The 15,999-nt window shown below is 67.0% G+C and carries 15 protein-coding genes; 9 read left to right on the top strand and 6 right to left on the bottom strand.

What is annotated here, in order from left to right; translation table 11 throughout:
* Nucleotides 1-82 precede the first annotated feature (82 nt).
* The 7 genes from ACFOYU_RS12115 to ACFOYU_RS12085 all read left to right on the top strand — a co-directional run bounded on the left by ACFOYU_RS12115 (nt 83) and on the right by ACFOYU_RS12085 (nt 8,427).
* Nucleotides 83-1,693, top strand: a complete 1,611-nt coding sequence (locus ACFOYU_RS12115) for an ABC transporter ATP-binding protein (protein ID WP_377033764.1) — start codon at nt 83-85, stop codon at nt 1,691-1,693.
* 50 nt (nt 1,694-1,743) lie between these two features.
* Nucleotides 1,744-3,180: an aldehyde dehydrogenase family protein gene (locus tag ACFOYU_RS12110; RefSeq protein WP_377033784.1), complete on the top strand. Its 1,437-nt coding sequence runs from the start codon at nt 1,744-1,746 to the stop codon at nt 3,178-3,180.
* Nucleotides 3,181-3,214: 34 nt separating this feature from the next.
* On the top strand, nt 3,215-3,964 hold the full coding sequence (locus ACFOYU_RS12105) for an SDR family oxidoreductase (protein WP_377033763.1): 750 nt from the start codon (nt 3,215-3,217) through the stop codon (nt 3,962-3,964).
* A 386-nt stretch (nt 3,965-4,350) separates the two neighbouring features.
* Entirely contained in the window at nt 4,351-5,832 is a 1,482-nt protein-coding gene (locus ACFOYU_RS12100) for an ABC transporter substrate-binding protein (protein ID WP_377033762.1), read from the top strand.
* Nucleotides 5,833-6,222: 390 nt separating this feature from the next.
* Complete coding sequence (locus tag ACFOYU_RS12095) at nt 6,223-7,173, top strand: ABC transporter permease (RefSeq protein WP_377033761.1); 951 nt, start codon at nt 6,223-6,225, stop codon at nt 7,171-7,173.
* Nucleotides 7,170-8,012 (top strand): ABC transporter permease, encoded by an 843-nt coding sequence (locus tag ACFOYU_RS12090; protein WP_377033760.1) that lies wholly within the window; start codon nt 7,170-7,172, stop codon nt 8,010-8,012. Before ACFOYU_RS12095 ends, ACFOYU_RS12090 begins: the two co-directional genes overlap by 4 nt.
* Before the next feature lie 40 nt (nt 8,013-8,052).
* Nucleotides 8,053-8,427, top strand: coding sequence for a cupin domain-containing protein (locus ACFOYU_RS12085; protein ID WP_377033759.1), 375 nt, complete (start codon nt 8,053-8,055; stop codon nt 8,425-8,427).
* 82 nt (nt 8,428-8,509) lie between these two features.
* On the opposite strand, the gene groL is transcribed toward ACFOYU_RS12085, so the two are convergent.
* Together groL and groES are read right to left on the bottom strand one after the other, a co-directional pair.
* The gene (groL, locus tag ACFOYU_RS12080; RefSeq protein WP_377033758.1) at nt 8,510-10,144 is read right to left on the bottom strand and encodes a chaperonin GroEL; all 1,635 of its coding nucleotides are present in this window, start codon (nt 10,142-10,144) and stop codon (nt 8,510-8,512) included.
* 54 nt (nt 10,145-10,198) lie between these two features.
* The gene (gene groES / locus ACFOYU_RS12075; protein WP_377033757.1) at nt 10,199-10,513 is read right to left on the bottom strand and encodes a co-chaperone GroES; all 315 of its coding nucleotides are present in this window, start codon (nt 10,511-10,513) and stop codon (nt 10,199-10,201) included.
* A gap of 276 nt (nt 10,514-10,789) precedes the next feature.
* Here groES and ACFOYU_RS12070 point away from each other — a divergent pair, with 276 nt between their 5' ends.
* Complete coding sequence (locus ACFOYU_RS12070; RefSeq protein WP_226741175.1) at nt 10,790-11,062, top strand: usg protein; 273 nt, start codon at nt 10,790-10,792, stop codon at nt 11,060-11,062.
* Between the two features lie 6 nt (nt 11,063-11,068).
* Here the strand turns inward: ACFOYU_RS12070 and ACFOYU_RS12065 are convergent, their stop codons facing one another.
* The 3 genes from ACFOYU_RS12065 to ACFOYU_RS12055 are packed head-to-tail and all read right to left on the bottom strand — an operon-like array spanning nt 11,069 to nt 13,189.
* Nucleotides 11,069-12,163 carry a DUF1176 domain-containing protein gene (locus ACFOYU_RS12065; protein ID WP_226741176.1) on the bottom strand — a complete coding sequence of 365 codons (1,095 nt, stop codon included), beginning with the start codon at nt 12,161-12,163 and terminating at the stop codon, nt 11,069-11,071.
* Between the two features lie 41 nt (nt 12,164-12,204).
* On the bottom strand, nt 12,205-12,426 hold the full coding sequence (locus tag ACFOYU_RS12060; RefSeq protein ID WP_377033756.1) for a SlyX family protein: 222 nt from the start codon (nt 12,424-12,426) through the stop codon (nt 12,205-12,207).
* Nucleotides 12,419-13,189 (bottom strand): rhodanese-related sulfurtransferase, encoded by a 771-nt coding sequence (locus ACFOYU_RS12055; protein ID WP_377033755.1) that lies wholly within the window; start codon nt 13,187-13,189, stop codon nt 12,419-12,421. The genes ACFOYU_RS12060 and ACFOYU_RS12055 overlap by 8 nt, the downstream gene beginning before the upstream one ends.
* Nucleotides 13,190-13,445: 256 nt before the next feature.
* Here ACFOYU_RS12055 and ACFOYU_RS12050 point away from each other — a divergent pair, with 256 nt between their 5' ends.
* Nucleotides 13,446-14,228: a hypothetical protein gene (locus ACFOYU_RS12050; protein WP_377033754.1), complete on the top strand. Its 783-nt coding sequence runs from the start codon at nt 13,446-13,448 to the stop codon at nt 14,226-14,228.
* Here ACFOYU_RS12050 and ACFOYU_RS12045 read toward each other — a convergent pair.
* A complete protein-coding gene (locus tag ACFOYU_RS12045; RefSeq protein WP_377033783.1) occupies nt 14,225-15,574 on the bottom strand; it encodes an amidase in 1,350 nt (449 codons plus the stop codon). The genes ACFOYU_RS12050 and ACFOYU_RS12045 overlap by 4 nt on opposite strands.
* Nucleotides 15,575-15,999 lie beyond the last annotated feature (425 nt).

Below are 15,999 nucleotides of genomic sequence, written 5' to 3'. Positions count from 1 at the left end.
TGACGGAGCGGCACATATGGCGAGGATGATCGCCGCCCTGCCCTGCGCCCTGCTCCGGCATCGCAGATCCTAGGAGAATTGGATGGCGAGCTCCTCCCCCGTGCTGAAGATCGAGAACCTGTCCCTCGGTCTGCCCAGGCTTGCGGATCGCGACTACGCGATCAGGGACCTGTCGCTCTCCATCCATCCCGGCGAGACGCTCTGCGTCGTGGGCGAATCCGGTTCGGGCAAGTCCATGACCGCCATGGCGACCATCGGTCTCCTGCCGCGAAGCGTGCAGGTGCTGTCGGGGGCGATCACCCTCGCGGGGATCGACCTTCTGTCCCTCACCGAGGAGGAATGGTGCGACGTGCGGGGACGCGACGTGGGCACCGTGTTCCAGGAGCCGATGACCTCCCTCAACCCGGTCATGCGGGTCGAGGACCAGATCGCCGAGACGTTCCGGGCGCACGGACTCCTCAGCCAGACGGCGCGCCGGAAGCGCACCCTGGAGCTTCTCGACGAGGTCAACCTCCCCCATCCCGGGCTCATCGCCCGCGCCTATCCGCACGAGCTCTCCGGCGGCCAGCGCCAGCGCGTGATGATCGCCATGGCGCTGGCGCTGGAGCCGAAGCTCCTCATCGCCGACGAGCCGACCACCGCCCTCGACGTGACCACCCAGGCCCAGGTCCTGAAGCTCATCGACAACCTGCGGCGCAAGAAGGGCACGGCGGTCCTGTTCATCACCCACGATTTCGGCGTGGTGGCGGAGATCGCCGACCGGGTCGCGGTGCTGCAGCAGGGCGAGCTGGTCGAGCAGGGACCGGCCGAGCAGGTCCTCACCCGGCCGCAGCACGACTATACGAAGCGGCTCCTGGCCGCCGTGCCGTCCCTGACGCCTCCGCAGCCGAAGGCTCTGGCGGGAGAGCCCATCTCCCTCAAGGTCGACCGCCTCACCAAGACCTATGGCGGACGCGGCTTCTTCAGCAAGGGCCGCGAGGTCCAGGCGGCGGATGCGGTGAGCTTCGACATCCGGCGCGGCGAGACCCTGGGGCTGGTGGGGGAATCGGGCTCCGGCAAGTCCACCGTCGGCCGCTGCGTCCTGCGCCTGATCGAGCCCGATGGCGGGCTCATCGAGATCGGCGACCTGCCTTTCAGCGCCCTCTCCCAGAGGGATCTGCGGCCGCAGCGGCGGCGCATCCAGATGGTGTTCCAGGACCCCTTCGCCTCCCTCAACCCGCGCCGGACGGTCGGGCGCATCATCGCCGAGGGGCCGATCACGCAGGGCGAGGACGCAGGCGTGGCCCTGTCGCGGGCGCGGGAGCTTCTGGAGCTGGTGGGCCTGCCCGCCAACGCGGCCGACCGCTATCCGCACGAATTCTCCGGCGGCCAGCGCCAGCGCATCGGCATCGCCCGGGCGCTCGCCATGCGGCCGGACGTACTGGTGGCGGACGAGGCCGTCTCCGCCCTCGACGTCTCCGTCCAGGCGGAAATCCTCAAGCTGATCCGCAACCTGCAGGAGGAATTCGGCCTGGCGATCCTCTTCATCACCCACGACCTGAGGGTGGCGGCGCAGATCTGCGACCGCGTGGCAGTCATGCAAAAAGGGCGGATTGTGGAAATGGCCGAAACGGCTCAACTTTTCGCCGAACCCAAACATGCCTATACGCGCCAGCTCCTCGCTGCCGTACCGGGCACGCACAGAATGACCTAAGGAAGGATGGAAACGTGGACGAGCAGGCGAGCTTCACCGTAGCGCCGGACATGGTTCACCAGAACCTCATCGGCGGACGCAATGTACCGGCATCGGACGGGGCGATGCTCGACGTCCTGTCCCCGGTGGACGGCTCCCTCTTCGCCCGCATCGCTTCCGGCACGGCCGCCGATGTGGACGCGGCCGTCAAGGCGGCCCGCGCCGCCTTCGAGGGCTCCTGGGGCAGGCTGACCGCCACCGAGCGCGGCCGCCTGCTCATGCGCCTCGCCGCCGCCGTGGAGGCCCGGGTCGACGAACTCGGCGAGCTGGAGAGCCGCGACAACGGCAAGCCGCTCCGTCAGGCCAAGGCCGACGCCGTGGCGCTCGCGCGCTATTTCGAATTCTACGGCAGCGCCGCCGACAAGCTGCACGGCGAGGTCATTCCCTACCTCAACACCCATTTCATCGGCGTCGAGCGCGTGCCGCACGGGGTGACGGGGCATATCGTGCCCTGGAACTACCCGATGCAGATCTTCGGCCGGTCCGTCGGCGCGGCGCTGGCAGCCGGCAACGCCACCGTGGTGAAGCCCGCGGAGGACGCCTCGCTCACCATCCTGCGCGTGGCGGCGCTCGCCCGCGAGGTGGGCTTCCCCGATGGCGCAGTCAACGTCGTCACCGGGCTGGGCCGCACGGCGGGCGCGGCGCTCGCGGGACATCCCGGCATCGACTTCCTGTCCTTCACCGGCAGCCCGGAGACCGGCACCGCCGTGCAGACGGCGGCGGCACAGAACCACGTGGGCGTCACCCTCGAACTCGGCGGCAAGTCGGCCCAGGTGGTGTTCGACGACGCCGACCTCGACCGGGCGCTCCCCGTGCTCGTCAACGCCATCATCCAGAACGGCGGGCAGACCTGCTCGGCCGGAAGCCGGCTTCTGGTCCAGCGCGGCATCTTCAAGGACGTGGCCGCTGCGGTCTCCGAACGCTTCCGCAATCTGCGCGCCGGACGCCCCGATGCGGAGCCCGATCTCGGTCCGATGATCAATCAGGCGCAGCAGCGTCGCGTCCAGAGCTATCTCGACCGCGCGGCGGGAGAAGGGCTCACGGTCGCGGCCTCCGGCAGCGTCGCACAGGACGCCCCCAAGGGCGGCTACTACGTGGCGCCCACCTTCTTCGCGCCCGTCGCCCACGAGAGCATCCTGTCCCAGGAAGAGGTGTTCGGCCCGGTTCTCGTGGCGACGCCCTTCGAAGACGAGGCCGAGGCGATCCGCCTCGCCAACGGCACGCCGTACGGCCTTGCCGCAGGCGTCTGGTCCCGCGACGGCATGCGCTCGACCCGGGTCGGCCGCGCCATGCGGGTGGGCCAGGTCTTCGTGAACTGCTACGGCGCAGGTGGCGGCATCGAGCTGCCGTTCGGCGGGTTCGGCCGCTCGGGCCATGGCCGCGAGAAGGGTTTCGAGGGACTGATCGAGTTCACCACGACCAGGACCATCGTCATCGCGCACGGGTAAGAACCCGGCCGAAACACATCAAAAGGGGATCAGCATGAAACGCCTTGAAGGCAAGGTGGCGCTCGTCACGGGCGCCGGCTCCGGCTTCGGCCTGGGCATCGCGGAAACGTTCGCGCGCGAGGGCGCCAAGGTCGTCATCGTCGACATCAACCAGGAGGCCGCGAAGGCGGCGGCGGGCAGGATCGGCGATTCCGCCCTCGGGCTCGCCACCGACGTCTCCAAGGCCGCCGACGTGCAGGCGGCGGTGCAGAAGACCCTCGACGCCTTCGGCCGCCTCGACATCGTCGTGAACAATGCGGGCATCACGCACCGCAACCGGTCGATGCTGGAGGTCGAGGAGGAGGAGTTCGACCGCATCTTCGCCGTGAACGTGAAGTCGATCTACCACTTCGCCAGGGCCGCCGTGCCGCAGATGCGCCAGCAGGGCGGCGGCGTGTTCATCAATGTGGGCTCGACCGCGGGCCTGCGCCCCCGCCCCGGCCTCACCTGGTACAACAGCACCAAGGGCGCCGTTCACACCATGACCAAGTCCATGGCGGTGGAACTGGCCCCCGAGCGCATCCGCGTCTGCGCGCTCGCGCCGGTCGCGGGCGAGACGCCGCTGCTCTCGACCTTCATGGGCGAGGACACGCCCGAGAGGCGCCAGCAATTCGTCAACTCGATCCCGCTCGGGCGCTTCTCGACCCCGCAGGACATCGCCAACGCGGCGCTCTACCTCGCCTCGGACGAGGCGAGCATGATCACCGGCGTGGTGCTGGAGGTCGACGGCGGCCGCTGCATCTGATCGCAAACGGCCTCGGTGGTTTTGACGCCGATGGCGCCGCCCTGCTCTCCTCCCCACGGATCTTGAGCCTCACCGGAAGCTCCGCGTTGCTCTCCTCCCCCTTGTGGGGAGGAGGTGGAGGTGGGGGTGTGAGCGATAGCCTATGAAGGTGTGGCGCCGGCACCCCCACACTGGCCCTCCCCACAAGGGGGAGGGAAAAACGTCGCGCTATTCCGATTTCAGCTCCGAACCTCTCATCCCGGCTGACGGCGACCTCCCATGGGAGGCACGAGCGAGCCGAGGACTTTAATCGCGGGAATCGTTAACTTGCGGCTTCCATCCGCCGCCTGGGTGCGTAAGCTGGACTCAGTCGAGCCCTTCCAGCACCTACCGGATGGAACCCGTTCATGTCGAAGCGCTTCCTGGCCGCCGCCCTTCTCCTCTCCTTCAGCTTTGCCCCGGCCTTTGCCGCCAAGACCTCCCTCGTCGTGGGCATGGCCCTCGAACCGCCGGGCCTCGACCCGACCATCGCCGCGCCGGTCGCCATCCGCGAGGTGACCTGGGCCAATCTCTACGAGGGCCTCGTCCGCATCGACCGGAACGGCCGCGTGCAGCCCCTGCTCGCCAAGAGCTGGGAGGTCTCTCCCGACGGCCGCACCTACACCTTCCGCCTGCAGGACGGCGTGAAGTTCCACGACGGCACGACCTTCGATTCCGCCGACGTGAAGTTCGCCTTCGACCGCGCCCGGGCACCGAACTCCACCAATGCGCAGAAGCAGATCTTCGCGCCCATCGAATCCATCGAGACGCCCGATCCGCAGACGGTCGTGATCAAGCTGAAGGAGCCCTCGGGCAACTTCCTCAACTATCTCGGCTGGGGCGACGCGGTGATCGTCGCGCCCGAGACGGCGGAGAACAACAAGTCCAACCCGGTCGGGACGGGCCCGTTCAAGTTCAAGTCCTGGACCCGCGGCGACCGGGTCGAGCTGACCCGCAACGAGGATTACTGGCAGAAGGACAAGACCAAGCTCGACAGCGTCACCTTCCGGTTCATCAACGATCCCCAGGCCCAGGTCGCGGCCCTGAAGGCCGGCGATGTCGACGCCTTCCCCAATCTCGGCGCCCCCGAGCTCTTCGGCGAATTCCAGAACGACAACCGCTTCACGGCGGTGGCCGGAAACACCGAGGGCGAGATCGTGGCCGGCATGAACAATGCCAAGAAGCCCTTCGACGATCCGCGCGTGCGCCGCGCGCTCATGCACGCCATCGACCGCAAGGCACTCGTCGAAGGCGCCTATTCCGGCTTCGGCCAGCCCATCGGCAGCTTCTTCTCGCCCAACCATCCGGCCTTCGTCGACATGACGGGTGCGATCCCCTACGACCCGGCCAAGGCAAAGGCGCTTCTGGAGGAGGCGGGCTACGGCAACGGCCTGTCGATCACCATCAAGAGCCCGCAGATGGCCTATGCGAGCCGCTCGGCGGAGCTCATCTCCGCCATGCTGTCCGAGGTCGGCGTCGACCTGAAGATCGTCCCCACCGAGTTTCCCGCCAAGTGGATCGAGGAGGTCTTCCGGGGCAAGGACTACGACATGACGATCGTGGCCCACGCGGAGCCGCTCGACATGGAGATCTTCGCCCGCGACAACTACTACTTCAATTACAAGAACGACAGGTTCAAGGCGCTGATGGCGGACATCGCCAAGACCACGGACGAGAAGGCGCGCTACGCCAAATACGCCGAGGCCCAGAAGATCCTGGCCGAGGACGTGCCCGCCCTATTCCTGTTCCAGCTGCCCAAGCTCGGCGTCTGGGACGCCAAGTTGAAAGGCATGTGGGAGAACACCCCGATCCCGTCGAACGACGTGACGGAGGTCTATTGGACGGAGTGAGGCTCGCGCCCTTCACCTCTCCCCGAGGGAGAGGTCGAGCGAAGCGACATCGAGGGGATGGACACTTGAAGGATCGCGCAGGCAGCGCCGCCCCAGCCCTCCTCCCCACGGACCTCGGGCTTGCCCGAGATCCGCACCCTCTTGCGCAAGTCGGGAACACCCGACTTGCGGTGGGGAGGAGGTGGAGGTGGGGGTGTGGGCGCCACACCTTCACAGGCTATCGCTCACACCCCCACCCTGGCCCTCCCCGCAAGGGGGAGGGAAAGGGCGCCATATCCGGAAAGTCCCGTAATCCCTCACCTGGACGATCTCGCTCACCCCGCCACGTCCCCCTCACCCCTTTCCCTCCCTGCAAGGGGGACGGAAAGGGCGGCTCGTAAGTTCGGCTTCATGTTGCGTCTTGTCATCTCGCGTCTCGTCTCGCTGGCAGTGACCCTGCTCTTCGTATCGCTGGCGATCTTCCTGATCCTGGAGGTCCTGCCCGGCGATCCGGCCGCCATCATGCTCGGCACCGCCGCGCGGGAGGATACGCTCGCCGCCCTTCGGCAGGAGCTCGGCCTCGACCGGCCGGCGCTCGTCCGCTACGTGGAATGGGTCGGCGGTATCGTCCTGCGCGGCGACCTCGGCACGTCCATCACCTACAAGATGCCGGTCTCGAAGCTGGTGGCCGAACGCATGGGCGTGACGCTGCCCTTGAGCCTGCTCGCCATCGTCATCTCGACCCTGCTGGCGCTGCCGCTGGGCGTCGCCGCGGCGGCGCGGCGGGACGGGGTCGTGGATCGCGCGGTGCTGGTGTTCAGCCAGCTCGGGGTGGCGGTGCCGAATTTCTGGATCGGCCTGATCTTCATCCTGTTCTTCTCGACCTGGCTCGGCTGGTTTCCCGCCGGCGGCTTTCCGGGGTGGGATGCCGGCATCGCGCCGGCGCTCCAGGCCCTCCTGCTTCCCGCCGTGGCGCTCGCCCTGCCCCAGGCGGCGGTGCTGACCCGCGTGACGCGCTCGGCCACGCTGGAGGTGATCGGCGCCGACTTCGTGCGCACCGCGCGGGCCAAGGGCGTGAACCAGCGCTCCACCATGCGGCGGCACGTGGTGCCGAACGCGCTCATTCCCGTCACCACCATTCTCGGCCTGCAGCTCTCGTTCTTCTTCGGCGGCGCCATCCTGGTGGAGAACGTGTTCAACCTGCCCGGCCTCGGGCGCCTCGCCTATCAGGCGCTGAACCAGCGCGACCTCGTGGTGATCAAGGACATCGTGCTGATCTTTTCCGGACTGGTGATCGTGGTGAACTTCCTCGTCGATATCGGCTACGCCATCCTCGATCCGCGCCTGAGGAGCCGCGCATGAGGGGCCTGCTTCGCCTGCGCTGGAACACCGCGCTTGTCGTCGGCGGCATTCTCACGGCCGCTCTCATCGCGACCGCCCTGCTCTCGCTGTTCTGGACCCCCGAAGTGCCCACGCGGGTGCGCATTGCCCTGCGCCTGAAGGGGCCGCTGGAGGCGGGCCTCCTCGGCACGGACCATTTCGGCCGGGACGTCGCCTCGCTCCTCATGGTCGGCGCGTGGAACTCGCTCGCCATCGCCTGGCCCGCCGTGCTGCTGGGCGCCGCCATCGGCACGGCCATCGGCACCGCCGCCGCGGCCTGGAAGGGCATCGCCGACGAGATCGCCATGCGCGTCTCGGACGTGGTCTTCGCCTTTCCGGCGGTGCTGTCGGCCATCATGATCGGCGCGCTTCTCGGATCCGGCCCGCTCGCGGCGATTCTCGCCATCGCGGTCTTCAACATCCCGGTCTTCGCCCGCGTCACCCGCGGCGTGGCGCTCCAGGTCTGGACCCTCGACTACATCGCGGCGGCACGCGCCCTCGGCAAGCATCCGCTTCGGATCACCTGGGAGGACGTGATGCCCAACATCGCGGGCGCCCTCATCGTGCAGGTGACGATCCAGCTCGCCCTCGCCATCCTCACCGAGGCGGGCCTGAGCTATCTCGGGCTCGGCGTCCGCCCGCCCAATCCGAGCTGGGGCCGGATGCTGAGCGACGCGCAGACCTATCTCTCGCAGGCCCCTCACCTGGCCTTCGCGCCGGGCATTGCCATCGCGCTGTCGGTGCTGGGCCTCAACCTGCTGGGCGACGGCCTGCGCGATGCGCTCGACCCGACCCTGCGCGGGCGGGAAGCGGCCGTGTAGGATCGCGGCGATGGACGATAACGGTTCGATGGAGGCTTCGATGACATCTGCGGCAACGAAGGGCACGCAGGCCAGCGACATTCAGGTCACGCTGGCGGCCGCCGCGGCGCGGCTTTCGGCGCAAAACCCGTTCAACGTGGTCTTCGACCGGGGCGACGACATCTCCGTCGAGCTCTACGCCCCCGTGGGCCGGGACAACCAGACGCCGCACGAGCGTGACGAGCTCTACATCGTCACCTCGGGCCACGGCACCTTCAGCCGCGGCGACGAACTCGTGTCCTTCGGGCCCGGCGACCTTCTCTACGTCCCGGCTTACGTGCCACACCGGTTCGAGACGTTCTCGGACGACTTCAAGACCTGGGTGATCTTCTACGGCCCAAAGAGAACGGCGCCGCGCGAACGCGACGCCGTGTAGTTTTCTGGCTCTTGCATGGTTCCCGGATCGCCGCCGCGCCACTGGCGTGACGCGGCTGGTCCGGGACGACCCTTCGGGCCGCTTAGAAGTCCATGCCGCCCATGCCGGCGCCGGGCATCGCCGGAGCCGCATCCTTCTTGGGCTTCTCGGCGATCAGGGCCTCGGTAGTGACGAGGAGGCCGGCGACCGAGGCGGCGTCCTGCAGGGCCGCGCGCACGACCTTCGCCGGGTCGATGATGCCGAGCTTGTAGAGGTCGCCGAACTCGCCGGTCTGGGCGTTCCAGCCCTTGGCGTAGTCGCTCTGCTCCAGCACCTTGCCGACCACGATGGAGCCGTCGGCGCCCGCGTTGATAGCGATCTGCCGGGCCGGGGCCTGCATGGCGCGGCGCACGATCTCGACGCCGGTCTTCTGGTCGTCGTTCTCGGGCTTCACCGCGTCGAGAGCCTTCAGGGCGCGCAGGAGCGCGACGCCGCCGCCGGGCAGGATGCCTTCCTCGACCGCAGCCTTGGTGGCGTGCATGGCGTCGTCAACGCGGTCCTTCTTCTCCTTGACCTCGACCTCGGTGGCGCCGCCGACGCGGATGACGGCCACGCCGCCCGCCAGCTTGGCGAGACGCTCCTGGAGCTTCTCACGGTCGTAGTCCGAGGTGGTCTCCTCGATCTGCGCCTTGATCTGAGCGACGCGAGCCTCGATGTCGTTGCGGGAACCGGCACCGTCGACGATGGTGGTGTTCTCCTTCTCGATCACGACCTTGCGGGCGCGGCCGAGCATGTTGAGGGTCACGTTCTCGAGCTTGATGCCGAGATCCTCGGACACGGCGGTGCCGCCGGTGAGGATGGCGATGTCCTCGAGCATGGCCTTGCGGCGGTCGCCGAAGCCCGGAGCCTTCACGGCGGCGATCTTCAGGCCGCCGCGCAGCTTGTTGACCACGAGGGTGGCGAGAGCCTCGCCTTCCACGTCCTCGGCCACGATCAGCAGCGGCTTGCCGGACTGCACCACGGCCTCGAGGATCGGCAGCATGGACTGCAGGTTCGAGAGCTTCTTCTCATGGATGAGGATGTAGGGATCCTCCAGCTCCACGCGCATCTTCTCGGCATTGGTGATGAAGTACGGCGAAAGATAGCCGCGGTCGAACTGCATGCCCTCGACCACGTCGAGCTCGGTCTCCAGCGACTTGGCCTCCTCGACGGTGATGACACCCTCGTTGCCGACCTTCTGCATCGCCTCGGCGATCATGCGGCCGATCTCGGTGTCGCCGTTGGCGGAAATGGTGCCGACCTGGGCGATCTCGTCGTTGGAGGTCACCTTCTTGGCGTTCTTGCGGAGATCCTGCACGACGGCCTCGACGGCCATGTCGATGCCGCGCTTGAGGTCCATCGGGTTCATGCCGGCGGCAACCGCCTTGGCGCCTTCCTTCACGATGGCCTGGGCCAGAACGGTGGCGGTGGTGGTGCCGTCGCCGGCGAGATCGTTCTGCTTGCTCGCCACCTCGCGGACCATCTGGGCGCCCATGTTCTCGAACTTGTCGGAAAGCTCGATCTCCTTGGCGACGGTGACGCCGTCCTTGGTGATGCGCGGGGCGCCGAAGGACTTCTCGATCACCACGTTGCGGCCCTTGGGGCCGAGGGTAACCTTCACCGCATCGGCGAGGATGTCGACGCCGCGCAGCATCTTCTCGCGGGCATCGGCGGAAAATTTGACTTCTTTAGCAGCCATGTTTCGTCACTCCTTGAGACGTAACGATGTGTGACTCTTGAGGATGGAGTTGCCTTAAGCGGCCTTCTTCTGCGCGGCGCTCTGCTCGACCACGCCCATGATGTCGGATTCCTTCATGATCAGGAGATCCTCGCCGCCGATCTTCACCTCGGTGCCGGACCACTTGCCGAACAGCACGATGTCGCCGACCTGCACGTCGAGGGCGACGATCTGACCGGCTTCGTTCCGGGCGCCGGGGCCGACCGCGATGACCTCGCCCTGCTGGGGCTTTTCCTTCGCGGTGTCGGGAATGATGATCCCGCCCGCCGTCTTCTCTTCCGCGTCGATCCTCTTGACCACGACGCGATCATGCAAAGGACGGAACTTCATGAAGCTTCCTCCAGATATTTCAGTAGGTTAACCCAACCGCGCGGGTCCTCTTCGGCCCCCGCGCGGCGATGATTTGGGTGGACAAGCTTCACCGTTCAAGAGGGTCGCAAAAAAATTTTGGCACTCCCTTGGGGCGAGTGCCACCTTGGCTGGTAGCAGCAGGTTACACTTGCTGCCAACATACTGAAATCACTAAAGTTTTACGCAGACAACCTTGTCGGCCCCGCCTTCTTCTGCTCCAATCCGAGCGTTAGCGAAACAGGCAAGGAGCGCCTCATGCAGGTGTCACCGGAATTTGTCCGCCAGCTCCAGGGCTACGGCCTCACGACCGCGCAGATCCTCTACCGGATCCCGGACCATCGCTCCCTCGTCCAGGAATATGTCTGGCAGGATTACGACATCTTCCCGAGATTCCCGGCCCTCACGAAATTCCTCACCTTCTGGGAGGAGAAGCTGGACGGACCGCTGCACTCGGTCACGGTTGCCCATGCCCGGCTCATCCGGCCCGCCGAAATGAGGACCATCGACGGGGAATACAGGCTGCAATAGCCTGCCTTATCCGCGCTTGGCCTGGAACAGCACGGGCCAATCGTCCGCGGAGACGCCGCGGCACGCCCCCATCATGCTCACGTTCATCGGCCTGAACGCCGTGCCGTCCCAGGCCCATTCCGTGATCACGCCGCAATCGCCAAGTCCCCTGCCCTTCGCGAAGGATCCGATCGTCATGCCGTCGTCGGCGAGGCCCGGGGAGGTCAGAACGCTCGCGCCCCGCTCCTGCGCGAATCCGGGAGCCGTGAAGGCCGCGGGCTTCGGGCGGCCCTGCCCGGCGACGTAGAACTCGTAATCGAAGTTGTAGGCCGCCGCCTGCGAGCAGACGCCCCAGAGCGTCTGGCTGGGCGAAAGCTTGATGACGATGTCCGGATAGCCGTCGGTGCAGAAGCCGTCCTTCGGGCGGACGATGCCCGCCGGCAGGGGCGGCTTCGCCTTGCCGTCGATCTCGGTCATGCGTTTGGCGGCGACCACCGGCAGATCGGGCTGCGCCGGAATGGACGAGGCTGGCGCATCGCCCTTGCGCGCGAGGGCGGTGACGGTGCCGATCCGCTTCTGCTGGTCGTCCATGTAGAGCAGCGCCGCCGCCGAACCTGCGAGAGACACGGTTCCGTTCGCCGCCTCCTTCGTTCCGTCGAGGAGCTGGAGATTCAGGTTCGTGCCGTTGCGCAGGGCCGCAATGAAGGCCCCGACCTGCTCTGCAGGCAGGGTAGCCCGGACGAGGTCGCCGTCGGCGCTGGCTTTCAGGGGCTGCGCGGAAAGCCCCGGGATGTCCTTGCCGTCGAGGGTGAGCTTCAGGCCGGGATCGGCGACCTTCACGTCGTCGTCGGGAATGGCGACGAAGGTCACCTCCGGTGTGGCGGCCGCAGTCCCGGCGCGGTCGATCTTCACGTAGGGCCCCATCATGCTCTCGTCCGGTGAGAGGCCCAGAGCCGTGCAGTTTCGGACATTGTCGCAGCCGATGGTCCAGTCCTTGAACTGCTTCAGGGGCTGCACCTGGGACGCGGCACCCGACGGCTTCTGCTGTGCCAGAACCGGCGTCGCGACTGCGGCAAGGGCCAGGGGCGCGAGAGTGAGGGCAAGAGGGAGGCGGCGCTGCATCGGTGTCTTCCTGTCGGGTTACGGGCGCTCCGCCCGCTTCTTCAGTAGTGGGGTGGCGGGGGCTCTGGAGCGGAGGGACCGCCGGCCTTGCGCTCCGCCTCCTGGATGCGGTCCGTGAGGGCCGCGATCCGGCGGGTGAGAAGGTCGATCTGCTTCCACTGCGCAAGGACGGTCTTGTTGAGATCCTCGATGATCTCGTCCTGATAGGCGATGCGGATTTCGAGACGGTCGATACGCTCGTTCAGGGTTTCGTCGTCACTCATGGGATGAGGCATCCCCGTCCTGCTTCGCGGCGCCCGGGCGCTCCACGAGGCCATGGCCGAGAGCGACGCGCTCGTCGAACACGAAGCACTCGCCCCGCCAGCGGCTCTCGGCCTCCGGCACGTCCTCGAGATATTTCAGGATGCCGCCCTTGAGGTGGTAGACCTCCTCGAAGCCTTTGGCCAACATGTAGGAGCTGGCCTTTTCGCAGCGGATGCCGCCGGTGCAGAACATGGCGATCCGCTTGTGCTTCTGCGGATCGAGCTCCTTGCCGACGAAGTCGCGGAACTCGCTGAAGCGCTTGATCCTGGGATCGACCGCGCCCTCGAAGGTGCCCATGGCGACCTCGAAGTCGTTGCGCGTGTCGAGGAGCACGATGTCCCCATCTTCGAGAAGCTCGTTCCAGTCCTCCGGCGACACATAGGTGCCGACCCGCCCCGTCGGATCGACGTCGGGGCTGCCCAGCGTAACGATCTCCCTCTTCAGCCGCACCTTCATCCGGCGGAACGGCATGTCGGCGGCGGTCGAGAACTTCAGTTCGAGATTGTCGAGGCGTCCGCCGAACAGGGCTCCCCGGCGCAACTCCTCCACGAGAGCGTCGATGGCCCCGGCGCGTCCGGCGACCGTGCCGTTGACCCCCTCATGGGCGAGGAGCAGCGTGCCCTTGATCTCCAGGTCGACGCAGAGCCGCCGGAGCTGCTCCTTGAGGTCCTGGAAATCCGGCAGCGGAACGAACTGATAGAGGGCGGCAACCTTGTATGTCATGGGGCTGCTTTACCAGCACGACAACGGGCGGAAAACCCGCCACCGGCCGCGACATAGCGCTTCGAAACCTGGGATCTACCCCACGCGCTCCATCATGCCCCCTCAGACAGTATTCCTGCAGAACCGACCCGGCGTTCTTCGCCGGTGTTGATCCATTATTACTATACCCGGAAGTTTTCGTCATCCTTAAGCAACGTCATAGACCCGCCATAATCTTTAAATGAGTCTTAACAAGTCAGGAGACTTGAACACGACGATGCACAAGACACTCAGGATGATGGCGGCCTCGACGGTTGCGCTCGGAGTCATGATTGGCGGGGCAGAGGCCAAGAAGGTCTATTACGACATCAACGGCCAGCGCTTCTCCTACGAGAGCAGCGATCCGGAACAGGTCGCCTCGGCGCGCAAGCGGATCGACGCCGCCAATGCCGCCGACGCCGCGAAGGCCAGGGCCGATGCGGAGCGCCTCAACAACCCGCTCGTGGGGGTCTTCGGATCGACCACGCAGCAGGCGGCGCTCCAGGCTCAGGAGAACCTCAAGCGCGTTCTGGCCGAGCAGGCCGCGGCCGACGCCACCCGCCAGCGCCAGCGGGCCGCGCAGGCGGCCAGAGAAGAGCAGCTCCGGAAGGAGGCCGAGCAGCAACAGCAGCAGGCCGCCGAAGCCCCCGAGGCTCAGCCGGACGTCCAGGAGGAGCCTCGGACCGCCGCCGTGGAACCGGCGGCTCCAGCGCCTGCCGCCCCTCCCGTCCCGACCGCGGAGACGGCCGCCGCACCGGAGGCGGCGCCCGATCCGTCGACGACGCAGACGATCAAGTCGGTCTCGTTCGATGTGAGCTCAGGCATCAAGACCGTGGTCATGACCGACGGCACGATCCACGAGGAGCCCTTCGACAGCAGCACGCTGGCCAGACTCGACAGCGATCCTGCCGATGACGATAGCCTGAGCGCCTTCGTCAAGCGGCTGCGCAAGGCGGTCTCGGTGGAGACGACCGGCTCCACCGCCGTGCAGGTCGCGCAGCCGAAATACGGCCCCCGTTAAAGCTTGGGCCAGGGCCGCTGGGAGGGACACATGCCCTCCCAGGCCTGGCTCAGGCGCATCACACCCACATCATCGAAACGGCGGCCGGTGATCTGCAGGCCGATGGGCAGGCCCGATGCGGTGAAGCCCGCATTGACCGAGGCCGAAGGCTGATCCGACATGTTGAACGCGACCGTGTAGCCGATATGCTCGAACGGCTCCTCCGGATCGTGGATCGGCGACGCCAGCTCCGCATGATAGGCCGGAACCGGCGCGACGGGCGACAGCACGAAATCGAAGTCCCGCGTCGCCGCGACCGCCGCATTTCGCATCACCAGCATCTGGTTCATGCCGTTGTAGACCCGGGCGCCCGTGAGGGACTTGCCGCCCTCCGCCCAGGACAGGATGTAGGGCAGAACGCGCGAGCGCTGCTCCTCGGAGAGCGCCCCGATATCCATCCAGGCGCGCTGGCGCCAGAAATCGTCGAGCCCGTCGAGCATCTCGCGGGTCACGAAGGGCGGCACCTCCGCGATCTCGGCTCCGGCCTCCGCGAAGATCCGCACCGCTTCCTCGATGCAGGCCCGAACCTCCGGATCGAGCGGCATGCCGATGCCGGCCTCCATCATGACGCCGATCCTCAATCCCCTGACGTCGATGTCGAGATCGAGCCAGGGCAGATCCTGGTAGGGCAGGCTCATGGCATCGCGCGCATCGGGCCGCGTCAGGCTGCGCATCATAAGCGCGGCATCCCGCACCGTGCGGGTCATGGGGCCTGCCACCCGGCCGTAATAGGCCGGATCGATCGGAATGCGGCCGAAGCTCGGTTTCAGGCCGAAGACGCCGCACCAGCCGGCCGGAAGGCGGATCGACCCGCCGATATCGGTGCCGATATGAAACGGCCCGTAGCCCGCCGCCGCCGCGGCGCCCGCGCCCGCCGAGCTGCCGCCCGGGTTCTTGGTGAGGTCCCACGGGTTGCGCGCCAGGGGATGGAAGCTCGAAAGGCCTGACGAGAGCATGCCGTAATCGGGCATCGTGGTCTTGGCCAGGATGACGACGCCGTCCTCGCGCAGGCGGGCGGCGGGCGGCGCATCCTCGGCGGCGGGCGTAAGGTCCCTCGCAGCGGTGCCGAGGGGAATGGGCGTGCCCTTCGTCGCGATGTTTTCCTTGATCGTTCCCGGAACCCCGTCGAGGGGCAGCGCCTCGCCGCGGGTCCAGCGGGCCTCGGATTCCTTCGCCGCCGTCAGGGCCCCTTCGGGATCGAACGCATAGAGCGCCTGCAGTTGCGGCTCGTAAGCCTCGATGCGCGCGATCACGGCCTTCGCGACCTCGACCGGCGAGACCTGCCTGCGGGAATAGCCTTCCAGCATCTCCGATGCCGTCCAGTCGGCAAGATCGGCCGCAGGCTCCGGATTGCCCCGGTACGAAGAGGTTTGGGCGGTCAACGCAAGGTCTCCTTCAGGCTCGAACGGATTCGACGAAGCCCCATGCTGCGTCATCCCCACCGCAGCGTAAACGGCTTTAACGGCATGGCCGGCATGAGATGCTCCGCGGATCGGCTCATCACCGTCCCGGGAGTCTGGCTCATGAAGCGCAACGGTCTTCCCTCCCCCTTGTGGGGAGGGCCAGGGTGGGGGTGCCGGCGCCACACCTTCATAGGCTATCGCTCACACCCCCACCTCCACCTCCTCCCCACAAGGGGGATACTGCTGGCGAATGGTTGGAGCGATTGAGGCGGGGTCGGCGTTCAGGCTGTAGGGGCTTGGGTTTAGACCTGGAGGGTTCCATGTCGCTC

Source organism: Microvirga sp. GCM10011540, assembly GCF_042650665.1.
GTDB classification, from domain to species: Bacteria; Pseudomonadota; Alphaproteobacteria; order Rhizobiales; family Beijerinckiaceae; genus Microvirga; species Microvirga lenta.
Note: the sequence above shows the minus strand (reverse complement) of the source record. Positions and strands in the feature narration are given on the sequence as shown.